Below are 17,757 nucleotides of genomic sequence, written 5' to 3'. Positions count from 1 at the left end.
GACCATGCGCACTGTCTATGTAAGCGGCGAGTATTTGCCGGAAACCGAGGCCACCGTTTCGATTTTCGACCGGGGGTTTCTGATGGCCGATGGCGTTTACGAAGTGACGAGCGTGCTGGGCGGCAAGCTGATTGATTTCGGCGGACATCTGGCGCGGTTGGAACGGTCGCTGAACGAGCTGGACATGAAGAAACCGGCGGCCTTTGACGATCTGCTGGAGATCCACCGCGAGCTGGTGCGCGCAAATGATATCGTCGATGGTCTGGTGTATCTTCAGATTACGCGCGGCAGCGATGGGGATCGTGATTTCGTTTTCCCTGATGCGGAGACCACCGAGCCGACAGTGGTACTGTTCACTCAATCGAAGCCCGGCCTGGCGGATAACCCGGTTGCCAAAAAAGGTATCAAGATCATCAGTATAGAGGATATCCGCTGGGGTCGTCGCGATATCAAGACGGTGCAGCTTCTCTATCCGTCTATGGGCAAGATGATGGCCAAGAAGGCCGGGTGTGATGACGCTTGGATGGTTGAGGATGGCCATGTGACCGAGGGCACCAGCAACAATGCCTATATCGTCAAGGGCAACCGGATCATCACGCGGCAGTTGTCGAATGACATTCTGCACGGGATCACCCGCGCCGCTGTGTTGCGCTTTGCCCGCGAGGCACAGATGGAGGTTGAGGAACGCGCCTTTACCATCGAAGAGGCCAAGGACGCCGATGAGGCGTTCGTGACTTCGGCCAGTGCATTTGTCATGCCGGTGGTCGAGATTGACGGGGTTGCCTTGGGGGGCGGTGTGCCGGGCATGGTTACGGCGCGGTTGCGGGAAATCTATCTGGATGAGAGCCTGAAAACGGCGGTTTGAGCCGCATATTTTTGCACAGAGGCTGGGCGAAATCGGGGAATTGAGTGCGGGGGCAGGTGCGGTCATCGTTTGGGAAACCAAGGAATGGAGCCTCAAATGCCCCTCGTTCACCCCGCAACGCGCATTGGTCATGTGCATCTGAAAGTGGCCGATCTGGACCGGGCCATCGAATTTTATTCGGGGGTCTTGGGTTTTGAATTACAACAGAAATTCGGCACCCGCGCGGCGTTTTTGTCGGCGGGGGGATATCATCATCATCTGGGTTTGAATACCTGGGAGAGCCTGGGTGGCACGCCCGCGCCCAAGGGGCATACCGGCCTCTATCATACTGCGTTTCTCTATCCCGACCGGGCGCAGTTGGCGGATGCCTTGCGCCGGGTGATCAATGCAGGGATCCCTATTGAGGGAGCGGCGGATCATGGGGTGAGTGAAGCGATTTATGTGAGTGACCCGGATGGTAATGGGGTTGAGCTATACCGTGACCGACCCGAGGCGGAGTGGCCGCGGGATGCGGCGGGGCATCTGGCGATGGTTAATGATCCCGTTGATTTGAAAGAACTTTTGTCACATGCCCCGGCTGAGGGCTAGACGTGCGGCCGTGGTCGGCATAGGCTGCATCTGATCGGATTGGAGAGTAGAGCAGATGGCGACTGGCAAAAATATTCGCACATATTTCAATGGGTTATGGCATGATGGTGATCTGGCAGTGATCCGTGCGGCGGATCATGGCGCGTGGCTGGGTACGACGGTGTTTGACGGGGCGCGATATGTTGACGGGATTGCCCCTGACCTTGCCAAGCATTGTGGGCGGGTGAATGCCTCGGCCAGCGCCCTGATGATCACGCCGACGGTTGACCCACAAAATATGGTAGAGATTATCTGGGAGGGGCTGAAGGCCTATTCCAAGGAAGCCGCGATCTATATCCGGCCCATGTACTGGGCGCTGGATGGTGGCGATCTGGGGATCGTGCCGAAAGAAGGTTCGACCGGATTTGCCATCAGTCTTGAGGAAATTCCAATGCCGCCAGAGGGGTTCAGCACGACGTTGTGCCGGACCCGGTTTCGGCGTCCGGTGTTGGAGGATGCGGTGGTCAATGCCAAGGCGGGATGTCTGTATCCCAACAACGCGCGCATGCTGAAAGAGGCGCGTCTTAAGGGGTTTGGCAATGCGTTGGTGGCCGATGCACTGGGCAACGTGGCCGAGACTGCGACCGCCAATGTCTTTGCCGTCAAGGATGGCGCGGTGTTCACGCCCATCCCCAATGGCACGTTTCTGGCGGGGATCACGCGGGCGCGGCATATTGAGAACATGCGCCGCGCGGGGATGCAGGTGCATGAGACCGTGATGAGCTTTGACGATTTCCACGCGGCGGATGAGGTGTTTCTGTCCGGCAACCTGATGAAGGTGACGCCGGTGTCTGCCTTTGAGGATACTAAATATGGTATCGGCCCGGTGACCGAACGGGTGCGGCAGTTGTATTGGGATTGGGCGTATTCCGCGTGATGTAATGTGTACAAAGTGTCCAGTGTGGACGCAGATTGTGTACGCAGCTCGAAACACAAAGGGCGATCCCTGCTTGCGCGGAGATCGCCCGGTCGTTTCGGGGGGCAAGGTGCCCCTACATCTCATCAGAAATCGAGGTTGGCGACGTTGAGGGCGTTTTCCTGAATGAACTCGCGGCGCGGTTCGACCACATCGCCCATCAGTTTGGTAAAGAGATCGTCGGCCTCGGCCACGTCGTCGATCTTCACCTGCAAGAGGGTGCGCGCCTCGGGGTCGAGGGTGGTTTCCCAGAGCTGGCCGGGGTTCATTTCGCCCAGACCTTTGTAGCGTTGCAGGCTGAGACCCTTTTCGCCCTCTTTGAGAATCGCATCGAGCAGGTCGAGCGGGCCAAAGATCGGCTGCACGCGATCTTTGCGGATCAAGGTGGCACGTTCGCGGTAAATCTCGCGCAGAGGGGTGGTCATCTGCGAGAGCTTACGGGCCTCGCCGCCGCGCAGGACGGGGCCGTCAAGCGTGCGCATTTCCTCGACCCCGCGCACGGTGCGGGTCAGGCGGATGCCGTTGTCCTGTGTTGGGCGGCCTTGCCAGCCGCGTTCGTATTCGTTGGAGATCATATCAAGGCGCTGGGCGATGGTATCGGCCACGCCTTGCAGGTCAGCATCGACGCGACCGGCCAAAAACGCCTCGGCAATCGCTGCCTGTTCGAGAATGTGGCGCGGATAGTGGGTTGGGAACGCCTCAAGGATGCGTTTGGCCTGCCGTGCCTCTTCGACCACGCGCACAAGGTCTGGTCCGGCGATTTCCTCGCCATTGCCAAGACGCAGGGCCGCATCGGTGGTGCCTTGGGCGATCAGGTAATCCTCAAGCCCCATCTGGTCCTTGATATAGACCTCAGACTTGCCGCGCATCACCTTGTAGAGGGGCGGTTGCGCGATGTAGAGATAGCCGCCCTCGATCAGCTCTGGCATCTGCCGGTAGAAGAAGGTGAGCAGAAGGGTGCGGATATGCGCGCCGTCGACATCGGCGTCGGTCATGATCACGATCTTATGGTAGCGCAGTTTCTTGATGTCGAATTCGTCGCGGCCAATGCCAGTGCCAAGCGCCATGACGAGGTTACCGATTTCCTGAGAGCCGAGCATCCGGTCAAAGCGGGCACGTTCTACGTTCAGGATCTTGCCGCGCAGAGGCAGCACCGCCTGAGTCCCACGATCGCGACCGGTTTGAGCAGAGCCGCCGGCGCTGTCACCCTCGACGAGAAAGAGTTCGGTTTTGGAGGGGTCCTTGGACGAGCAATCCTTGAGCTTGCCCGCTAGGAAATTGACATCCATCGGGTTCTTGCGGCGGGTGAGGTCGCGCGCCTTGCGCGCCGCTTCGCGGGCATGTGCGGCCTCGATGATCTTGCTCACAATGATGCGGGCGATCTGAGGATTTTCCTCGAACCATTCGGCGAGTTTCTCGTTGACGAGTCCCTCAACCGCCGGGCGCACCTCGGAGCTGACCAGTTTGTCCTTGGTCTGAGAGGAGAATTTGGGATCGGGCACCTTGACCGAGAGCACGCAAGTCAGCCCCTCGCGGGCGTCATCGCCGGTAAAGCTGACCTTTTCCTTTTTGGCGATGCCGGTGGTCTGGGCGTAGTTGTTGATGGTGCGGGTCAGCGCGCCGCGAAAGCCCGCCATATGGGTGCCGCCGTCGCGCTGCGGGATGTTGTTGGTAAAGGGCAGGACGGTTTCGTGATAGCTGTCGTTCCACCACATCGCCACCTCGACGCCGATGTCGTCGCGCTCGCCGGTGATAAAGATCGGTTCCGGCATGGCGGGGGTTTTGTGGCGGTCGAGATATTTGACGAATTCCTTGACGCCGCCCTCGTAGAACAATTCCGTGCGCAGCGGCTCTGTCGGGCGCTCATCCGTCAGGATGATCCGCACGCCGGAATTGAGAAAGGCCAGTTCGCGCAGGCGCTTTTCAAGCGTCTCAAAGCTGTATTCGAGATTGGAGAAGGTTTCCGTCGAGGCGAGAAAGCGGACCTCGGTGCCCTTGCGGCCATTGGCATCGCCAACCACGCGCAGCGGCTCCACGGTAAAGCCACCGGCGAACTTGGCGTAGTGTTCCTTGCCATTGCGCCAGACCCGAAGCTCTAGCCATTCCGAGAGCGCGTTCACCACCGAAACACCGACGCCGTGCAGACCGCCCGACACCTTGTAGGAATTGCTGTCGAATTTGCCGCCTGCGTGCAGTTGGGTCATGATGACCTCTGCCGCGGAAACGCCTTCGCCTTCGTGCATGTCGACGGGGATTCCACGCCCGTTGTCGCTCACGGAAACTGAAGAATCCGCATGGATGGTGACGTTGACGGCATCGGCATGACCGGCCAGCGCCTCGTCGATGCCGTTGTCCACGACCTCGTAAACCATATGGTGCAGGCCCGAGCCATCATCGGTGTCACCGATATACATGCCAGGACGCTTGCGGACTGCCTCTAACCCTTTGAGAACCTTGATGGAATCAGCACCATATTCTTCGGGTGCGGCGGCGGGTTCGGACATACGGATTTTCCTTCGGAAGTTTTGTCATTGTATACGAAGTATGGGGGGGAATGTCACGTCATTCCCCCATATTTTGCGGCTTCGCGACTTCAGGTAAAGGGGATGACAAGCCCGACAAGAACCAGCAGCAGACCCGAGCAGAGATTGAGCCGTGCGATGGCCTTGGGGTTCTGCAGGAGGCGGCGCGCGCGGTCCAAAAAGAACGCCAGCGCAAGGTTGCCCAGCATCGGCACGATGGCGGATACCGCGAGGATTGCGGCGATGTCGGGCACGGTGACGGCAGAGAGATCAAAGAAGCCCGGCAGAAAGCCCATGTAGAACAAGATCGCCTTGGGGTTGCCGATCACCGCCGCGACGCCGACGGAAAATCCGGCCCAGATGCCGGGGCGGGTCATGCGGCTGTCGGCGCCGGGTACGCGCGCGGGCGCTCGGATCAGAAGCAATCCCATCACGATAAACACCCCCGCTGCGATCCAGCGCAGCATCGAGAGCGCATCCCCATAGACCGACAGCACCCATGCAAGGCCAAGGATGGCGCAGAGCGGCCAGATCAGATCGCCCAATGCCACGCCCACGGCCAAGGGCCACGCGCCGCGCATGCCCCCAGAGAGGGAGCGCGCAGTGAGGGCGACCCAGACCGGGCCCGGTACGGCCCAGAGCCCGGCCATGGCGGCGGCATAAAGCAATAGATCGAAAGGGGCGATGGTCATGGGGCCTCTGGTAAGGTCAGGCTGCCATCCTCGGAGAGCGGCCAGAAGGGATTCATCGCCAGTTCCCAGACATGGCCGTCGGGATCGGCGAAATAGCCGGAGTAACCGCCCCAAAACACCTTTTCGGGGTGTTTGAGCGCGGTGGCCCCGGCCGCGAGGGCGGTGGCAAAGGCGGTGTCCACCTCTGCTTCGGTCGAATAGTTCTGCGCCAGCGTGATTGCGCCGGTGCCGAGGGTAGCATCCGGGCGCCCCTGATCGACGGCGAGATGCGCCTTGCCAAAGAGGCCGAGGACCAGCCCGTTCATCTGGTAGAACACGACCTCATCCAGCGCCTCTGCCGGGGCCCAGCCAAGGGCCGCGTAAAAGGCACGCGACCGGTCGAGATCATCGACGCCAAGGGTGATCAAAGTGACGCGTTGCGGAGTCATGGTTAGGTCTCTTGTGAAATCTGGCTGATGCTGTCGATGTCGGTGACGTGGATATGTTGTGCGCGTGCGCCCAGTTCGGAGAAAAGCTCGGGTCCGGTGCCGGTCATCCACGCCTGAGCGCCCAGTGCGCAGATTTCGTCATAGAGCGCGGCGCGGCGGGTGGCGTCAAGATGGGCTGCGACCTCATCCAGCAACAAAAGCGGCGGCGCGCCGAAATCGCGCGCGAGGGCACGGGCATTGGCGAGAATGAGCGAGACCAAGAGCGCCTTTTGCTCGCCGGTGGAACAATCGGCGGCGGGTACGCCCTTGGCGGCATAGACCCCGTAGAGATCAGCGCGGTGCGGGCCAATCAGGGTGCGCCCGGCCATGAGATCGCGAAACCGGCTCTCGGCCAGTGCGTCGCGCAGGTCTTGGGCGGTGTCGGGCATATCGCCTTCGGTCTGGGTCAGATCCAGTTCGGCCGTCGGAAAGGCGGTTTCGGCCTGCATCTGCGCGCCCATGATAAGGGCGAGGGCATGTTGGCGGTTGGCGTGGATTTCGGCACCCGACTCGGCCATCTGGCGTTCCAGCGCCAGATACCAATGGGCGTCCCGCACCTGATCCTTGAGCAATCTGTTGCGTTCGCGCATCGCCTTGTCATAGGCAAGCGTTGACTCGGCATGGGCGGGAACAAAGCTCATGGTCATGCGATCGAGAAAGCGGCGTCGGCCCTCTGCGCCCTCGATCCAGAGCCGGTCCATGGCGGGGATGAGCCAGAGCACGCGGGCGATGCGGCCCAACGCAAGCTGGGTGGCGGTTTTGCCGTCGATGCGGACCTGCCGGGCGGCGGTGCCTTCGGCAAAGGTCTCGACTTCGTGGACGCTGTGCAGCGAGTGCAGGATCGCGGTGATTTTCCAACCCAGAGATTCCGGTCGTCGCGCCATATCCTGTGCCGCAGCCCGCCGGAGGCCACGGCCGGGCGACAGAAGCGAGACCGCCTCGATCAGGTTGGTTTTGCCCGCGCCGTTGGGGCCATGAATGGCGACTGGGCGCGGATCAAGCGACAGCTGCCCGGATTTATGCGAGCGGAAATGCGAAAGCGTCAGGGATGAAAGATAGAGGGACATTGGATATGACTAGCCTGCGTCCTCTTAAGGCACCAGAAGCAAAAAGCCCCACCACGAGGCGGGGCTTTTCAGCATCAGACCACGGCTTGATATCGCCGGAGGGTCTGATGGCCCCGGTTGGGGTCTTAATGCGGATGTTTCCAGAGCCGCGACAGAGAGAATATGTGCGCTCAGAGGTGCTTTGTCAACGAGGACAGGCTCAATCCATGTAGAACGCAGGCCTGAACACGTGTCATATCGGCAATCGCAAGGGTCTGGGTCTGGTAATTCCGTTTGCCGGTTCGGTCCTTGCCGAGTAAGAGCAGATCCATTCTGTGAAAGCCCGCCGAATAAACCATATCTCCCTTGAGCCACCGGATTCTTTTACCCCACTGATCGGGCAAGCGAAACGGAATGTCGATCTCACAATGATAGGGCATCGGGTTTTTTGGCGGTGTTGTACTCAGCGGCACCACCGTACAAAGGCCCACGCGTGCCTGTATTGGCTTCGAGATTACCACGCATAAACGCGGCTTTACCATTTCAGGTTCCTTGAAGGCAGCGTCGAACTGGACGCGCAAAATGGTCCCCTGTTTGGGGTGATACCTGAGCGCCAAGTGCTGCCCTTACACCCGCATCGGCATCACGACATAGACTGCCGTCGTGTCATTGCCTTCGCGCATCAGGGTCGGGTCGCCTGAGGAATTGAACAGGAAAACGGCGTTCTCGCGGTCGACCTGACTGGCGATTTCCAGCAGGTATTTGGCGTTGAAACCGATCTCTAGCCGCTCGTCGCCATAAGCCACGGCCAGTTCTTCTTCGGCGGCGCCGCTGTCGGGGGCGTTGACCGAGAGGATCAAGCGGTCCTCGTCGAGCGAGAGTTTCACGGCGCGCGAGCGCTCGGAGCTGACGGTTGCCACCCGGTCGACGGCTTGTGCGAACTCGGCGGCGTCCACTTCCATCCGGCGGGTGTTCCCTTGCGGGATGACGCGGGTGTAGTCAGGAAAGGTGCCGTCAATCACCTTGGAGGTGAGGGTGATGTCGGGAGTGGCAAAACGGATTTTGGTTTCCGAGACCGACACCGCGATCTTCATCTCATCGTCTTCGAGAAGTTTGCGCAATTCGCCCACGGTCTTGCGCGGGACGATTACGCCGGGCATGTCGGTTGCCCCTTCGGGCAGATCGGCGTCGATCCGGGCAAGGCGGTGGCCATCGGTGGCCACGCAGCGCAGGACCTTGCCGCCATCGGCATCCGCGACATGCATGTAGACGCCGTTGAGGTAATAGCGGGTTTCCTCGGTGGAAATGGCGAATTTCGATTTGTCAAAGAGGCGGCGCAGCACCGGCGCAGGGGCCGAGAAATTGCTGGCATATTCCGATGACGCCATCACCGGAAAGTCCTCTTTCGGCAGGGTGGCGAGATTGAAATTGGAGCGCCCGGCCTGCACGGTGAGGCGACCCGAGGCGCCATCGTCGCTGAGCGTGACCAGCGATCCATCGGGCAGTTTGCGCACAATCTCATGCAGCATGACCGCCGAAACGGTGGTGGCGCCAGCGCGCTCAACCTGAGCCGGAGCCTTGTCCACCACCTCGATGTCAAGATCGGTGGCGCGGAACTGTACGTTGCTGCCTTCAGCCTCGATCAGAACATTGGCGAGGATCGGGATCGTATTGCGCCGTTCCACCACGGATTGGGCCTGGGACACGGCCTTGAGCAATGCGCCGCGTTCGATGCTGAGTTTCATACCCTCGCTCCTGTCAGGTGCCGGTCCAATGCCCGGGAGGGGCAAGGTAGCAACTCTACCCCGCACCTCAAGTGTTTTCTTGGTGTTTTCGGCTGGAATTCCGGTAGCGTCAAGGGCTGCCGCCTCTTAGCCCTCAAGAGTGCGGCGCAGAAGCTCCAGGTCTTCGGCGATTTGCCCGTCCAGAAGGCAGAGTTCCTCGATGCGGCGCACGCCGTGCATGATGGTGGTGTGATCGCGTCCGCCAAAGCGGCGGCCGATCTCGGGCAGTGAGCGTGAGGTCATCTGTTTGCACAGATACATTGCCACCTGTCGGGGCCGCGCGTAGCAGCGGGTGCGCTTGGGGCCGATCATATCGCTGAGGCGGATGTTGTAATGGTCCGAAACCTTGCGCTGGATTTCCTCGATCGAAACCTTGCGCTCAGAGGCGCGCAGCACGTCGGCGAGACAATCCTGGGTCAGTTCAAGTGTGATCGGTTTGCGCACCAGTGAGGCAAAGGCGAACAGCCGGGTCATCGCACCTTCGAGCACGCGGACATTGGTGCTGATCCGATGCGCAAGGAATTCAAGCACACCGTCATTGAGCACGAGGTCGGGATATTGCGCGCGGTAGCGGTCGACCTTGGATTGCAGGATGCCCAAACGCAATTCGTAATCAGTCGGGTGCAGATCGACCACGAGGCCGCATTGCAGGCGCGATTTGATGCGTTCCTCAAGATTGGCAATCTCGCCGGGGGCGCGGTCTGCGGAAATCACGATCTGTTTGTTTTGGTCCACAAGCGCGTTGAAGGTGTGAAAGAATTCCTCTTGGGTGCTGTCCTTGCCAGCGATGAACTGCACATCGTCCACCATCAGCACATCGACCGAACGGAACACCGATTTGAAATCCAGCATCTTGCGGTCGCGCAGCGCCTGCACAAAGCGGTACATGAACTGTTCCGCCGAAAGATAGACCACGTTGAGATCGGGGCGGGTGGTTTTCAATTCCCACGCAATGGCGTGCATCAGGTGGGTTTTACCCAGGCCAACGCCACCATAGAGAAAGAGCGGGTTAAAGGTGACGGGGCCACATTCGGCCACCCGGCGTGCGGCGGCATGGGCCAGTTCGTTGGGTTTGCCGACAACGAAGCTGTCAAATGTAAAGCGGTCGTCCAGAGGGGCCGAGGGCACGATGCTATCGGCCTGAGGTTCAACCGGCGGCGGGGCGACGGGCCGCGTGGGGCGCGCGCCACTGTTGGCGGCGACGCGGAACTGCACACGCCGGACACCCGGAGTGAGCGTGGTCATCTGATAAAGGATCAGATCGCCAAAATGCTGCGAGACATAGTTGCCGAGAAAGCTGGTGGGGACGTGAAAGGTCGCGACGCCATCATCGACCCGGGCGAATTCGAGCGGTTCAATCCAGTTTTTGAAATTGCTCTGCCCGACTGACTGCTGAAGTTTCTGCTTCAACTGGCCCCATTGTTCTTGTGTCATTCTGTCCCCGTTTCCGCGACTCTGCCCTACTGCATTGCCGTGATCGGCAAACACAGGTCTGATCTCATGCGATACAGCCGTGGATTGGCAAAAGCCCTGCATGCCGTTGACAGATGCAACGGTCGCATGACCTCTGGTCAATAAGCGCGCATTCCGAGGTCAAATACGGTGTTGCGCAGCCTGCCCCATAGCTACGCGGTTTTTGACCCCAAAATACGTTCGCAATGGACATGGCCAGAGCAAAAATGCTCATTAACGGCCCTGAATCGGGGGGTTTCCCCCGTTTGCCCAGCGCCGATGCAGCCCGTCCCCCCAAGCGTGAATCGCAGGTCTGAAACTAGCAACCTCCGGGGCGCGGCGGCAACTTATCAATGCGCTTGACAGAGGCTTTCGCTGAAAAGAATCTCTTGGGTCGTTTTGAAGCTTGGTCACGAAAAAAGGCACCGCGGGACGCAGTGCCTTTATCTTCAAAGACTTGGACGAAAACCTTAGCCGAGCGACTTGACGCGCGACGACAGGCGGGAAATCTTACGCGCTGCTGTGTTCTTGTGCACAACACCTTTGGTGACGCCGCGCATCAGTTCGGGCTGAGCATTGCGCAGCGCGGTTACAGCTGCATCTTGATCACCCGATGCAATCGCCTCTTCTACTTTGCGCAGGAAGGTACGGATGCGCGAACGGCGAGCTTTGTTGACAGCGAAACGCTTTTCGTTCTGCTTGGCGCGTTTTTTGGACTGAGGCGTATTGGCCATGTGACAGTGACCCTTTCAAGGTTCGATATGTGTAAACGCACGTCATACCCAACCGGGGCCCCCGCCGAACGAGGTGATTCTTGCCTGAGCGGGCATCACGCGCATGTCTGGCGTGCCGTATACGCCAGTTTGCCCGGAATGCAACCCCTTGCCGCGGCGACGTTGTTTAGATGTTGTTCACTCGCCCAGCTTGGCGTGCACCTCGTCGAGGTCAATCTCGGCCACCGGCATTTTGTTGGCGGGGTTCTCAAAGTCGTATTTGAAGAGATCGAAATCGCGTTTGTAGATTTCATAAACCAGATGCATTGACAGATCGTCGAAATAATCCTCGACCGGGTGGGCGCGTTTGGGGCCGTGACCTTCGGATTCGTTGAAGCGCGGAATCGTCTTGAGGTCGAGTTCGTGTCTGGTCTGGATCGCATCCAGCACCTCGCCCATGCCCTCGTTGAATTTTTCGGTCCAGAAAATCTTGTCGTAGCGGCCACCGTTGACGATGAAGGTCGAGATATGGCCCGACATGGCGGACCAATGAATATCCGGCTCCATCGGGCGTTTCCAGCGGATGGTGTCGCGGGCAAAGAGCAAGAAGCGCCGAAAGCTCTGGATCTGGTCGAACTCTTGCTTGCCGTCGTCGCCGCCCACCTCGATGCCGTACTTCTGAATCAGCATCGGGACCATCTTGCCGCGATAGCGGCTGCCGTTGCGCTGAATGCCGCAGATCTTGTCAAAGAAGGAGGACAGGATGCGGGTGTAGGGATTGCGCACACAGGAAAAGGCATAGGAGGTGTGGGTTTTGACATTGGCATTGATCAGCTTTTGGCTGTCCTCGCGCGCCCATTTGTGCAGCCCTTCGGTCGCGTCATGGATATCTCCGTCAAAGAAAACACCGTGATCGGAGTAATAAAGAACCTGGCCAATGGTCGAGCAGGCGCATTTCGGCACCACGCGATACACCACGCTCTCGCTCTCGGTCATCCAGGTTCCGGGAAATCCCATGATCTCTGCCTCCACCATCATTTTCCCGCTTGCTGCGGGTTTCGTCTTGTCTAACCTGTTCAAAAAACCAAAGAAAGTCTGTTTATTCAGGCGCTGTTCACGTCTATTGCTGTAAGCAGTCGGTAAATTGAGAGTTAAACCGTTTCGGCAATGGCTAAAATCGCGTTCATTCTGCTGTGTCACAAAGACCCTGAGGCGATCATCCGTCAGGCAGAGATGCTGACCGCGGCGGGTGATTATATAGCGATTCATTTCGATGCCCGCGCCAAGCCGGAGGCGTTTCGTCAGATCAGGGCGGCGCTGGCGCAAAATCCCAATGTCGCCTTTGCGAAAAAGCGGATCAAATGCGGCTGGGGCGCATGGTCGTTGGTGCAAGCCACGCTCTATGCTGTGGAGGCGGCGGTTGAGTCATTTCCGCGTGCCACGCATTTCTATATGCTGTCTGGGGATTGCGCACCGATCAAGTCGGCGCGGTTCGCGCATCAGTTTCTGGACAATCGCGATGTCGATTATGTCGAAAGCTTTGATTATTTCGACAGTGACTGGATCAAGACCGGGATGAAGGAAGAGCGGCTGATCTATCGCCATTTCTTTAATGAGCGCTCTCAGCCGAAGCGGTTCTATGCCACATATAACATGCAGCGCAAACTGGGGCTGAAGCGCCCCATTCCGCATGACATTCAGATTCAGATCGGCAGCCAGTGGTGGTGTCTGCGCCGACGCACGGTGGAATGGATCCTAGATTTCACCCGCAAGCGGCGTGATGTGATGCGGTTCTTTCGGACCACATGGATTCCCGATGAGACATTCTTTCAGACCCTCGTGCGCCATTTGGTGCCTGAGCGCGAGATCGAGACGCGTACGCTGACGTTTCTGATGTTCACCGATTACGGCATGCCGGTGACATTCTATAACGACCATTACGATCTGTTGCTCAGTCAGGATTATCTCTTTGCGCGCAAGATCAGCCCCGAGGCGCTGGAACTGAAGCGGCGGTTGGGCACGCTCTATTCCGATGAGGTGACGCAATTCCAGATTTCCAACGAGGGGCGGAGTCTGTTTCAGTTCCTCACCGCGCGGGGGCGCGAGGGGCGGCGGTTTGCGCAGCGGTTCTGGGAAACCGAGAGCACGCTGGGCCGCGAGCGGGAATTGATGATCGTGGTCTGCAAGAAATGGCATGTGGCCAAGCGGCTGCTGGAGCGTATCCGGCAAGTGACCAATGTGCCCGCGATTGAGTACCTCTTTAATGAAGAGGGCACCGCGCTGCCTGATCTGGGCGGGTTGCAGGCGACGCTGGCCAAGCGGACGCGGCACCGCCGCGCGCTGATGCGGATGCTGTTCGATTATTATGAGACCGACCGTCTGTTGGTGTGCATGGACCCCGGCAGCATTGATCTGTTGCAGGACTTTTGCGGCGACCGGGCCGTGACCAAGCTTTTGGAGATTCAGTGTCAATTCACCGATGACTATCTGACCGGTCACGCCATGCGTGTGGGGCTGGCCGGAGAGCAGACCCCGCCGGAGACGCTGGAGCGCCTGTTGCCGACGATCCGGGGCGACATGACCTATGAGAGCGACCGGATTCGCGATTCCGAGTTTGAGAATCATATGATCCTGCGCCAATCGGATGACCGTGGGCTGCGGGCTGATCTTTTGGCGCGGTTCCTTGATATCCCGCGCGAAAAAGCGCAGGAGATCGCCGAACCTGAACACCTTTTTGCAGATTGAGGACGCCCGATGCCCTATGCCTATGACGCCCAGAACATCTTTGCCCGTATCCTGCGGGGTGAGATCCCCAACAAGACGGTGCTGGAGACCGCACACACATTGGCGTTTCACGATATTCAGCCACAGGCGCCGGTGCATGTGCTGGTGATCCCCAAGGGCGCCTATGTGAGCTATGACCATTTCGCGTCAGAGGCCACGGATGCCGAGATTGTTGATTTCAACCGTACCGTGGCTGAGGTCTGCCGCATGACTGGGGTGCATCTGGGGTCTGGTGAGGGCTTTCGCGCCATCACCAACGCGGGTGCCCATGGCGTGCAGGAGGTGCCGCATTACCATCTGCATATCCTCGGCGGTCGTCCGCTGGGCCGGATGCTGGCGCGCAGCGAAAGCTGAGGGTGCCCTGCTTGTGCAAGCGTGGCGGTGCGCCCATATGGGGCGCATTGGTCAGAGACAGGATTTGGCAGGCAGGCCCATGACATTTCGCAGCCGTACAGGCGCATTCATCGACACGCCCGGAGTGCAGAACGCCATTCTGGGCGTCATTCTTTTCAACGCCGTCATTCTGGGCATGGAAACCTCTGACGCTATCATGGTGCGGGCCGGGACTCTGATCACGCTCTTGGACAAGCTGTGCCTTGCGGTGTTTGTGGTTGAGATCGTCGCCAAGCTCTTTGCGCGCGGGATCGGCGGGTTTTTCCGTCGTGGCTGGAATATCTTTGACTTTGTGATTGTAGGGATTTCGCTGATCCCGGCCACGCAGGGGCTGTCGGTGCTGCGGGCGCTGCGGATTCTGCGCCTGTTGCGGGTGGTCTCGGTTGCGCCCTCGTTGCGCCGGGTGGTTGAGGGGCTGGTGACAGCGCTGCCGGGGATGGGATCGGTTTTTCTGCTGATGGGGATGCTGTTCTATATCGGCTCAGTGATGGCGACCAAGCTCTTTGGTGCGGCCTATCCCGAGTGGTTCGGCGATCTGGGGCGGTCCGCCTATTCGCTGTTTCAGGTCATGACGCTGGAATCGTGGTCGATGGGGATCGTGCGCCCGGTGATGGAGGAATTCCCCTATGCCTGGGCGTTTTTTGTGCCGTTTATCATGGTCACGACCTTTGCGGTGGTGAACCTTTTGGTTGGTCTTATCGTCAACTCGATGCAGGACGCGCATCATGCCGAGGATGTGGAAAGGACCGACAATTACCGTGATGAGGTGTTGGCGCGGCTGACGCAGCTAGAGGCGATGATCCGCGAGGGGCAGGACAAGACCCCCAAAGGCTGAGGGGCGTTTGCGCAGGAATCGGGTCGAGTCTGTGATGTTTTGAGAGCAGACTCTGAGGAAACTCAGCCCGGAGAGCCAAGAATGATTACGATCACTGCCCTGCCCACCGAGACTGTTCGCGCCCTGCAAGCTGGCGCGGCGGATGCCTATGGAGCCCCGCCTGAGCGCCATGTGGCGCAGGGCAGCGGCAATCCCTGCCGCCATTGTCTGACGTTCATCGCGGAGGGGGCAGAGATGCTGATCCTCGCCTATCGGCCGTTTGCGGGGCTGCATCCCTATGCCGAAACAGGGCCGATTTTCCTGTGTGCGGCGCCGTGCGCGCGGCATGAGGGCGGGGCGATGCCAGAGGTCCTGTGTGACAGTCCTGATTATCTGCTCAAAGGGTATGACACGCAGGACCGGATCGTATACGGCACTGGCCGGGTCGTGGCGGCGGCAGAGGTTGCAGGCTATGCGCAGGCGGTGCTGGAGCGGCCCGAGGTCGCCTATCTTCATGTCCGGTCTGCCCGCAACAATTGCTACCAGGCGCGGATCGACCGGGGTTGAACGGCGCAATCGCTTGCACTGGGACGCGGGGCGCGGTAACTCGCCGGGGATACCAGCGGGATGGATACGATGAGTGATCTGCGGGAAAAATATCTGACGGCGATTGTCAATGCCGGTGACGAGGCCACACTGGAGGACTTGCGTCTGCAGGCCGTGGGTAAAAAGGGCGAGATCAGCCTTGCGATGCGCGAATTGGGCCGGATGAGCCCCGAAGAGCGGCAAGAGGCCGGGCCGCGTCTGAATGCGCTCAAGGATGAGATCACCAGCGCGCTGGCCGCCAAGAAACAGGCGCTGGGCGATGCCGCGCTTGATGAGCGGTTGCGGGGTGAGTGGCTTGATGTGACGCTGCCTGCGCGCGGGCGGCGGTTGGGCACGATCCATCCGGTCAGTCAGGTCACCGAGGAAGTGACCGCAATTTTTGCCGATATGGGCTTTGCCGTGGCTGAGGGGCCGCAGATCGAATCCGACTGGTTCAATTTCGATGCGCTGAACATTCCCGGCCACCATCCGGCGCGCGCCGAGATGGATACGTTTTACACGCATCGCGCTGAGGGCGACGCGCGCCCGCCGCATGTTTTGCGCACGCATACCAGCCCGGTGCAGATCCGCACGATGCAGGCCGAGGGTGCGCCTATTCGGATCATTGCGCCCGGTCGTGTCTATCGCGCCGATTACGATCAGACCCATACGCCGATGTTCCATCAGGTCGAGGGGCTGGCGATTGACCGCGATATTTCCATGGCCAACCTGAAATGGGTGCTGGAGGAGTTCGTCAAGGCGTTCTTTGAGGTGGATGATGTCGAGCTGCGGTTCCGGGCCTCGCATTTCCCGTTTACCGAGCCGTCGGCCGAGGTGGATATCCGCTGTAGCTGGGAAGGTGGCACGCTCAAGGTGGGCGAGGGCAACGACTGGCTCGAAATTCTCGGGTCCGGGATGGTGCATCCCAAGGTTTTGCAGGCGGGGAATATTGACCCTAATGAATGGCAGGGTTTTGCCTTTGGCATGGGGATCGACCGGATCGCGATGCTGAAATATGGCATCCCAGATTTGCGGGCGTTCTTTGATTCAGACCTGCGCTGGCTGCGGCATTACGGCTTTGCCAGCCTCGATCAGCCGACGCTGCACGGTGGGTTGAGCAGGTGATGTTTGTCTACAGCAGCAACCTTATGGCTCAGGCTTTATCGGTTGTCGCTGAGGCAGGCATCGACGGGATGCAGTATAATGGCTTAGTCGAGGCTTGGGCGCACGTACCAAGCCGGCGAAAATCAAGCAGGATGCGCTGGTCCTTGATCCCGGCTGACCTTTCAGCGCGATGTAATCAAATGATCGGTTTTTCCACCCTATAGTTGACCTCTTTCGCGCGGACTCAAGGCGCGGCAGGCGCCGCCGCGTGATCGCTGGGCCGTCCCGCGGCCTAGCGACAGCACGGTTCATCGTCTCTCAGCGGACGATTCTCTCCTATCAGTATCACCGTTTAACGCTATGCTAACGTATGGCGTATACCTGTGGGTGGGTTGAAGCGGGCTGGGCGGTTTCGTATTTAGGTGGCACGGGCCTTAAAGTGAATGATCCATGGTTGTACGGCCCGGTGTGGGGTCGCGATCAATTGATCTTCATGCGGGGTTCGACGGTACTCTCCTATCGACGGCGCGATCCGCGTCGCCTAATATGACGTTTTAAGGAGCCACCCCATGCCGCTGACGCAGATAATATATGCCTCTCAGCCATTCGGCTATGATGATGCGAATCTGGCGGGGATTTTTCTGGATGCGCGGCGCTGTAATGAGCGCGACGGCATCACCGGGGCATTGATCGTGCGCGGGGATTTGTATCTTCAATTGCTGGAAGGTCCAAAGCTCATGGTGGAGGCGGCCTATGATCGGATCGTCAAGGACGACCGGCATGTCAATCCGGTGCGTCTGATGCAGCGTGAGATTGATGTGCGGTTGTTTCCTGAGTGGTCGATGCTGGAAGAGCGCGCACCAAGTTGGGTCTGGAGCATTGCCGAGGTGCGCGGCGGCGCGGTGGAGCGGTTTTCTGCCGGGCAGGAGGCGTTGAAATTTTTTCAACGTCTGGCCGCTGCCCGGTGTGATATGGCGGGGTGACCCACCGCCA

The 17,757-nt window shown here is 59.4% G+C and carries 18 protein-coding genes; 9 read left to right on the top strand and 9 right to left on the bottom strand.

From position 1 onward, the window contains the following. The first annotated feature begins 4 nt into the window (after window positions 1-4). The 3 genes from ACN0SW_RS05275 to ACN0SW_RS05265 all read left to right on the top strand — a co-directional run bounded on the left by ACN0SW_RS05275 (window position 5) and on the right by ACN0SW_RS05265 (window position 2,369). On the top strand, window positions 5-865 hold the full coding sequence (locus ACN0SW_RS05275) for a D-amino-acid transaminase (RefSeq protein WP_417726862.1): 861 nt from the start codon (window positions 5-7) through the stop codon (window positions 863-865). A gap of 96 nt (window positions 866-961) precedes the next feature. Beyond that, the gene (locus tag ACN0SW_RS05270) at window positions 962-1,453 is read left to right on the top strand and encodes a VOC family protein (protein ID WP_417726861.1); all 492 of its coding nucleotides are present in this window, start codon (window positions 962-964) and stop codon (window positions 1,451-1,453) included. A gap of 55 nt (window positions 1,454-1,508) precedes the next feature. Further along, window positions 1,509-2,369: a branched-chain amino acid aminotransferase gene (locus tag ACN0SW_RS05265; protein WP_417726860.1), complete on the top strand. Its 861-nt coding sequence runs from the start codon at window positions 1,509-1,511 to the stop codon at window positions 2,367-2,369. Window positions 2,370-2,494: 125 nt separating this feature from the next. On the opposite strand, the gene gyrB is transcribed toward ACN0SW_RS05265, so the two are convergent. From gyrB to ACN0SW_RS05220, 9 genes are all read right to left on the bottom strand, one after another. Continuing rightward, window positions 2,495-4,912: a DNA topoisomerase (ATP-hydrolyzing) subunit B gene (gene gyrB, locus ACN0SW_RS05260; RefSeq protein ID WP_417726859.1), complete on the bottom strand. Its 2,418-nt coding sequence runs from the start codon at window positions 4,910-4,912 to the stop codon at window positions 2,495-2,497. Window positions 4,913-5,001: 89 nt separating this feature from the next. Continuing rightward, window positions 5,002-5,622 carry a LysE family translocator gene (locus tag ACN0SW_RS05255; protein ID WP_417726858.1) on the bottom strand — a complete coding sequence of 207 codons (621 nt, stop codon included), beginning with the start codon at window positions 5,620-5,622 and terminating at the stop codon, window positions 5,002-5,004. Continuing rightward, window positions 5,619-6,050, bottom strand: a complete 432-nt coding sequence (locus ACN0SW_RS05250) for a VOC family protein (RefSeq protein ID WP_417726857.1) — start codon at window positions 6,048-6,050, stop codon at window positions 5,619-5,621. Before ACN0SW_RS05250 ends, ACN0SW_RS05255 begins: the two co-directional genes overlap by 4 nt. A gap of 2 nt (window positions 6,051-6,052) precedes the next feature. Further along, window positions 6,053-7,156: a DNA replication/repair protein RecF gene (gene recF, locus ACN0SW_RS05245; protein WP_417726856.1), complete on the bottom strand. Its 1,104-nt coding sequence runs from the start codon at window positions 7,154-7,156 to the stop codon at window positions 6,053-6,055. A 170-nt stretch (window positions 7,157-7,326) separates the two neighbouring features. Then, window positions 7,327-7,752, bottom strand: a complete 426-nt coding sequence (locus ACN0SW_RS05240) for a type II toxin-antitoxin system PemK/MazF family toxin (RefSeq protein WP_417726855.1) — start codon at window positions 7,750-7,752, stop codon at window positions 7,327-7,329. A 9-nt stretch (window positions 7,753-7,761) separates the two neighbouring features. Next, complete coding sequence (gene dnaN / locus ACN0SW_RS05235) at window positions 7,762-8,880, bottom strand: DNA polymerase III subunit beta (protein WP_417726854.1); 1,119 nt, start codon at window positions 8,878-8,880, stop codon at window positions 7,762-7,764. Window positions 8,881-9,006: 126 nt separating this feature from the next. Beyond that, entirely contained in the window at window positions 9,007-10,353 is a 1,347-nt protein-coding gene (dnaA, locus tag ACN0SW_RS05230) for a chromosomal replication initiator protein DnaA (RefSeq protein ID WP_417726853.1), read from the bottom strand. 488 nt (window positions 10,354-10,841) lie between these two features. Further along, window positions 10,842-11,105 (bottom strand): 30S ribosomal protein S20, encoded by a 264-nt coding sequence (gene rpsT, locus ACN0SW_RS05225; protein WP_417726852.1) that lies wholly within the window; start codon window positions 11,103-11,105, stop codon window positions 10,842-10,844. A 177-nt stretch (window positions 11,106-11,282) separates the two neighbouring features. After that, entirely contained in the window at window positions 11,283-12,101 is an 819-nt protein-coding gene (locus tag ACN0SW_RS05220; RefSeq protein WP_417726923.1) for a sulfotransferase family protein, read from the bottom strand. Between the two features lie 150 nt (window positions 12,102-12,251). Between ACN0SW_RS05220 and ACN0SW_RS05215 the strand changes: the two genes are divergently transcribed. The 6 genes from ACN0SW_RS05215 to ACN0SW_RS05190 all read left to right on the top strand — a co-directional run bounded on the left by ACN0SW_RS05215 (window position 12,252) and on the right by ACN0SW_RS05190 (window position 17,747). Beyond that, on the top strand, window positions 12,252-13,829 hold the full coding sequence (locus tag ACN0SW_RS05215) for a DUF5928 domain-containing protein (RefSeq protein ID WP_417726851.1): 1,578 nt from the start codon (window positions 12,252-12,254) through the stop codon (window positions 13,827-13,829). 9 nt (window positions 13,830-13,838) lie between these two features. Further along, the gene (locus tag ACN0SW_RS05210) at window positions 13,839-14,222 is read left to right on the top strand and encodes an HIT domain-containing protein (RefSeq protein WP_417726850.1); all 384 of its coding nucleotides are present in this window, start codon (window positions 13,839-13,841) and stop codon (window positions 14,220-14,222) included. A 79-nt stretch (window positions 14,223-14,301) separates the two neighbouring features. Continuing rightward, the gene (locus tag ACN0SW_RS05205) at window positions 14,302-15,096 is read left to right on the top strand and encodes an ion transporter (protein WP_417726849.1); all 795 of its coding nucleotides are present in this window, start codon (window positions 14,302-14,304) and stop codon (window positions 15,094-15,096) included. 81 nt (window positions 15,097-15,177) lie between these two features. Next, on the top strand, window positions 15,178-15,642 hold the full coding sequence (locus ACN0SW_RS05200) for a DUF1203 domain-containing protein (RefSeq protein WP_417726848.1): 465 nt from the start codon (window positions 15,178-15,180) through the stop codon (window positions 15,640-15,642). Window positions 15,643-15,711: 69 nt separating this feature from the next. Further along, window positions 15,712-16,785 (top strand): phenylalanine--tRNA ligase subunit alpha, encoded by a 1,074-nt coding sequence (gene pheS, locus ACN0SW_RS05195; RefSeq protein ID WP_417726847.1) that lies wholly within the window; start codon window positions 15,712-15,714, stop codon window positions 16,783-16,785. 548 nt (window positions 16,786-17,333) lie between these two features. Further along, window positions 17,334-17,747: a BLUF domain-containing protein gene (locus ACN0SW_RS05190; RefSeq protein WP_417726846.1), complete on the top strand. Its 414-nt coding sequence runs from the start codon at window positions 17,334-17,336 to the stop codon at window positions 17,745-17,747. The last annotated feature ends 10 nt before the right edge of the window (window positions 17,748-17,757 follow it).

Origin of the sequence: Roseovarius sp., assembly GCF_048262375.1 — a bacterium.
Classification (GTDB): Bacteria; Pseudomonadota; Alphaproteobacteria; order Rhodobacterales; family Rhodobacteraceae; genus Roseovarius.
Note: the sequence above shows the minus strand (reverse complement) of the source record. Positions and strands in the feature narration are given on the sequence as shown.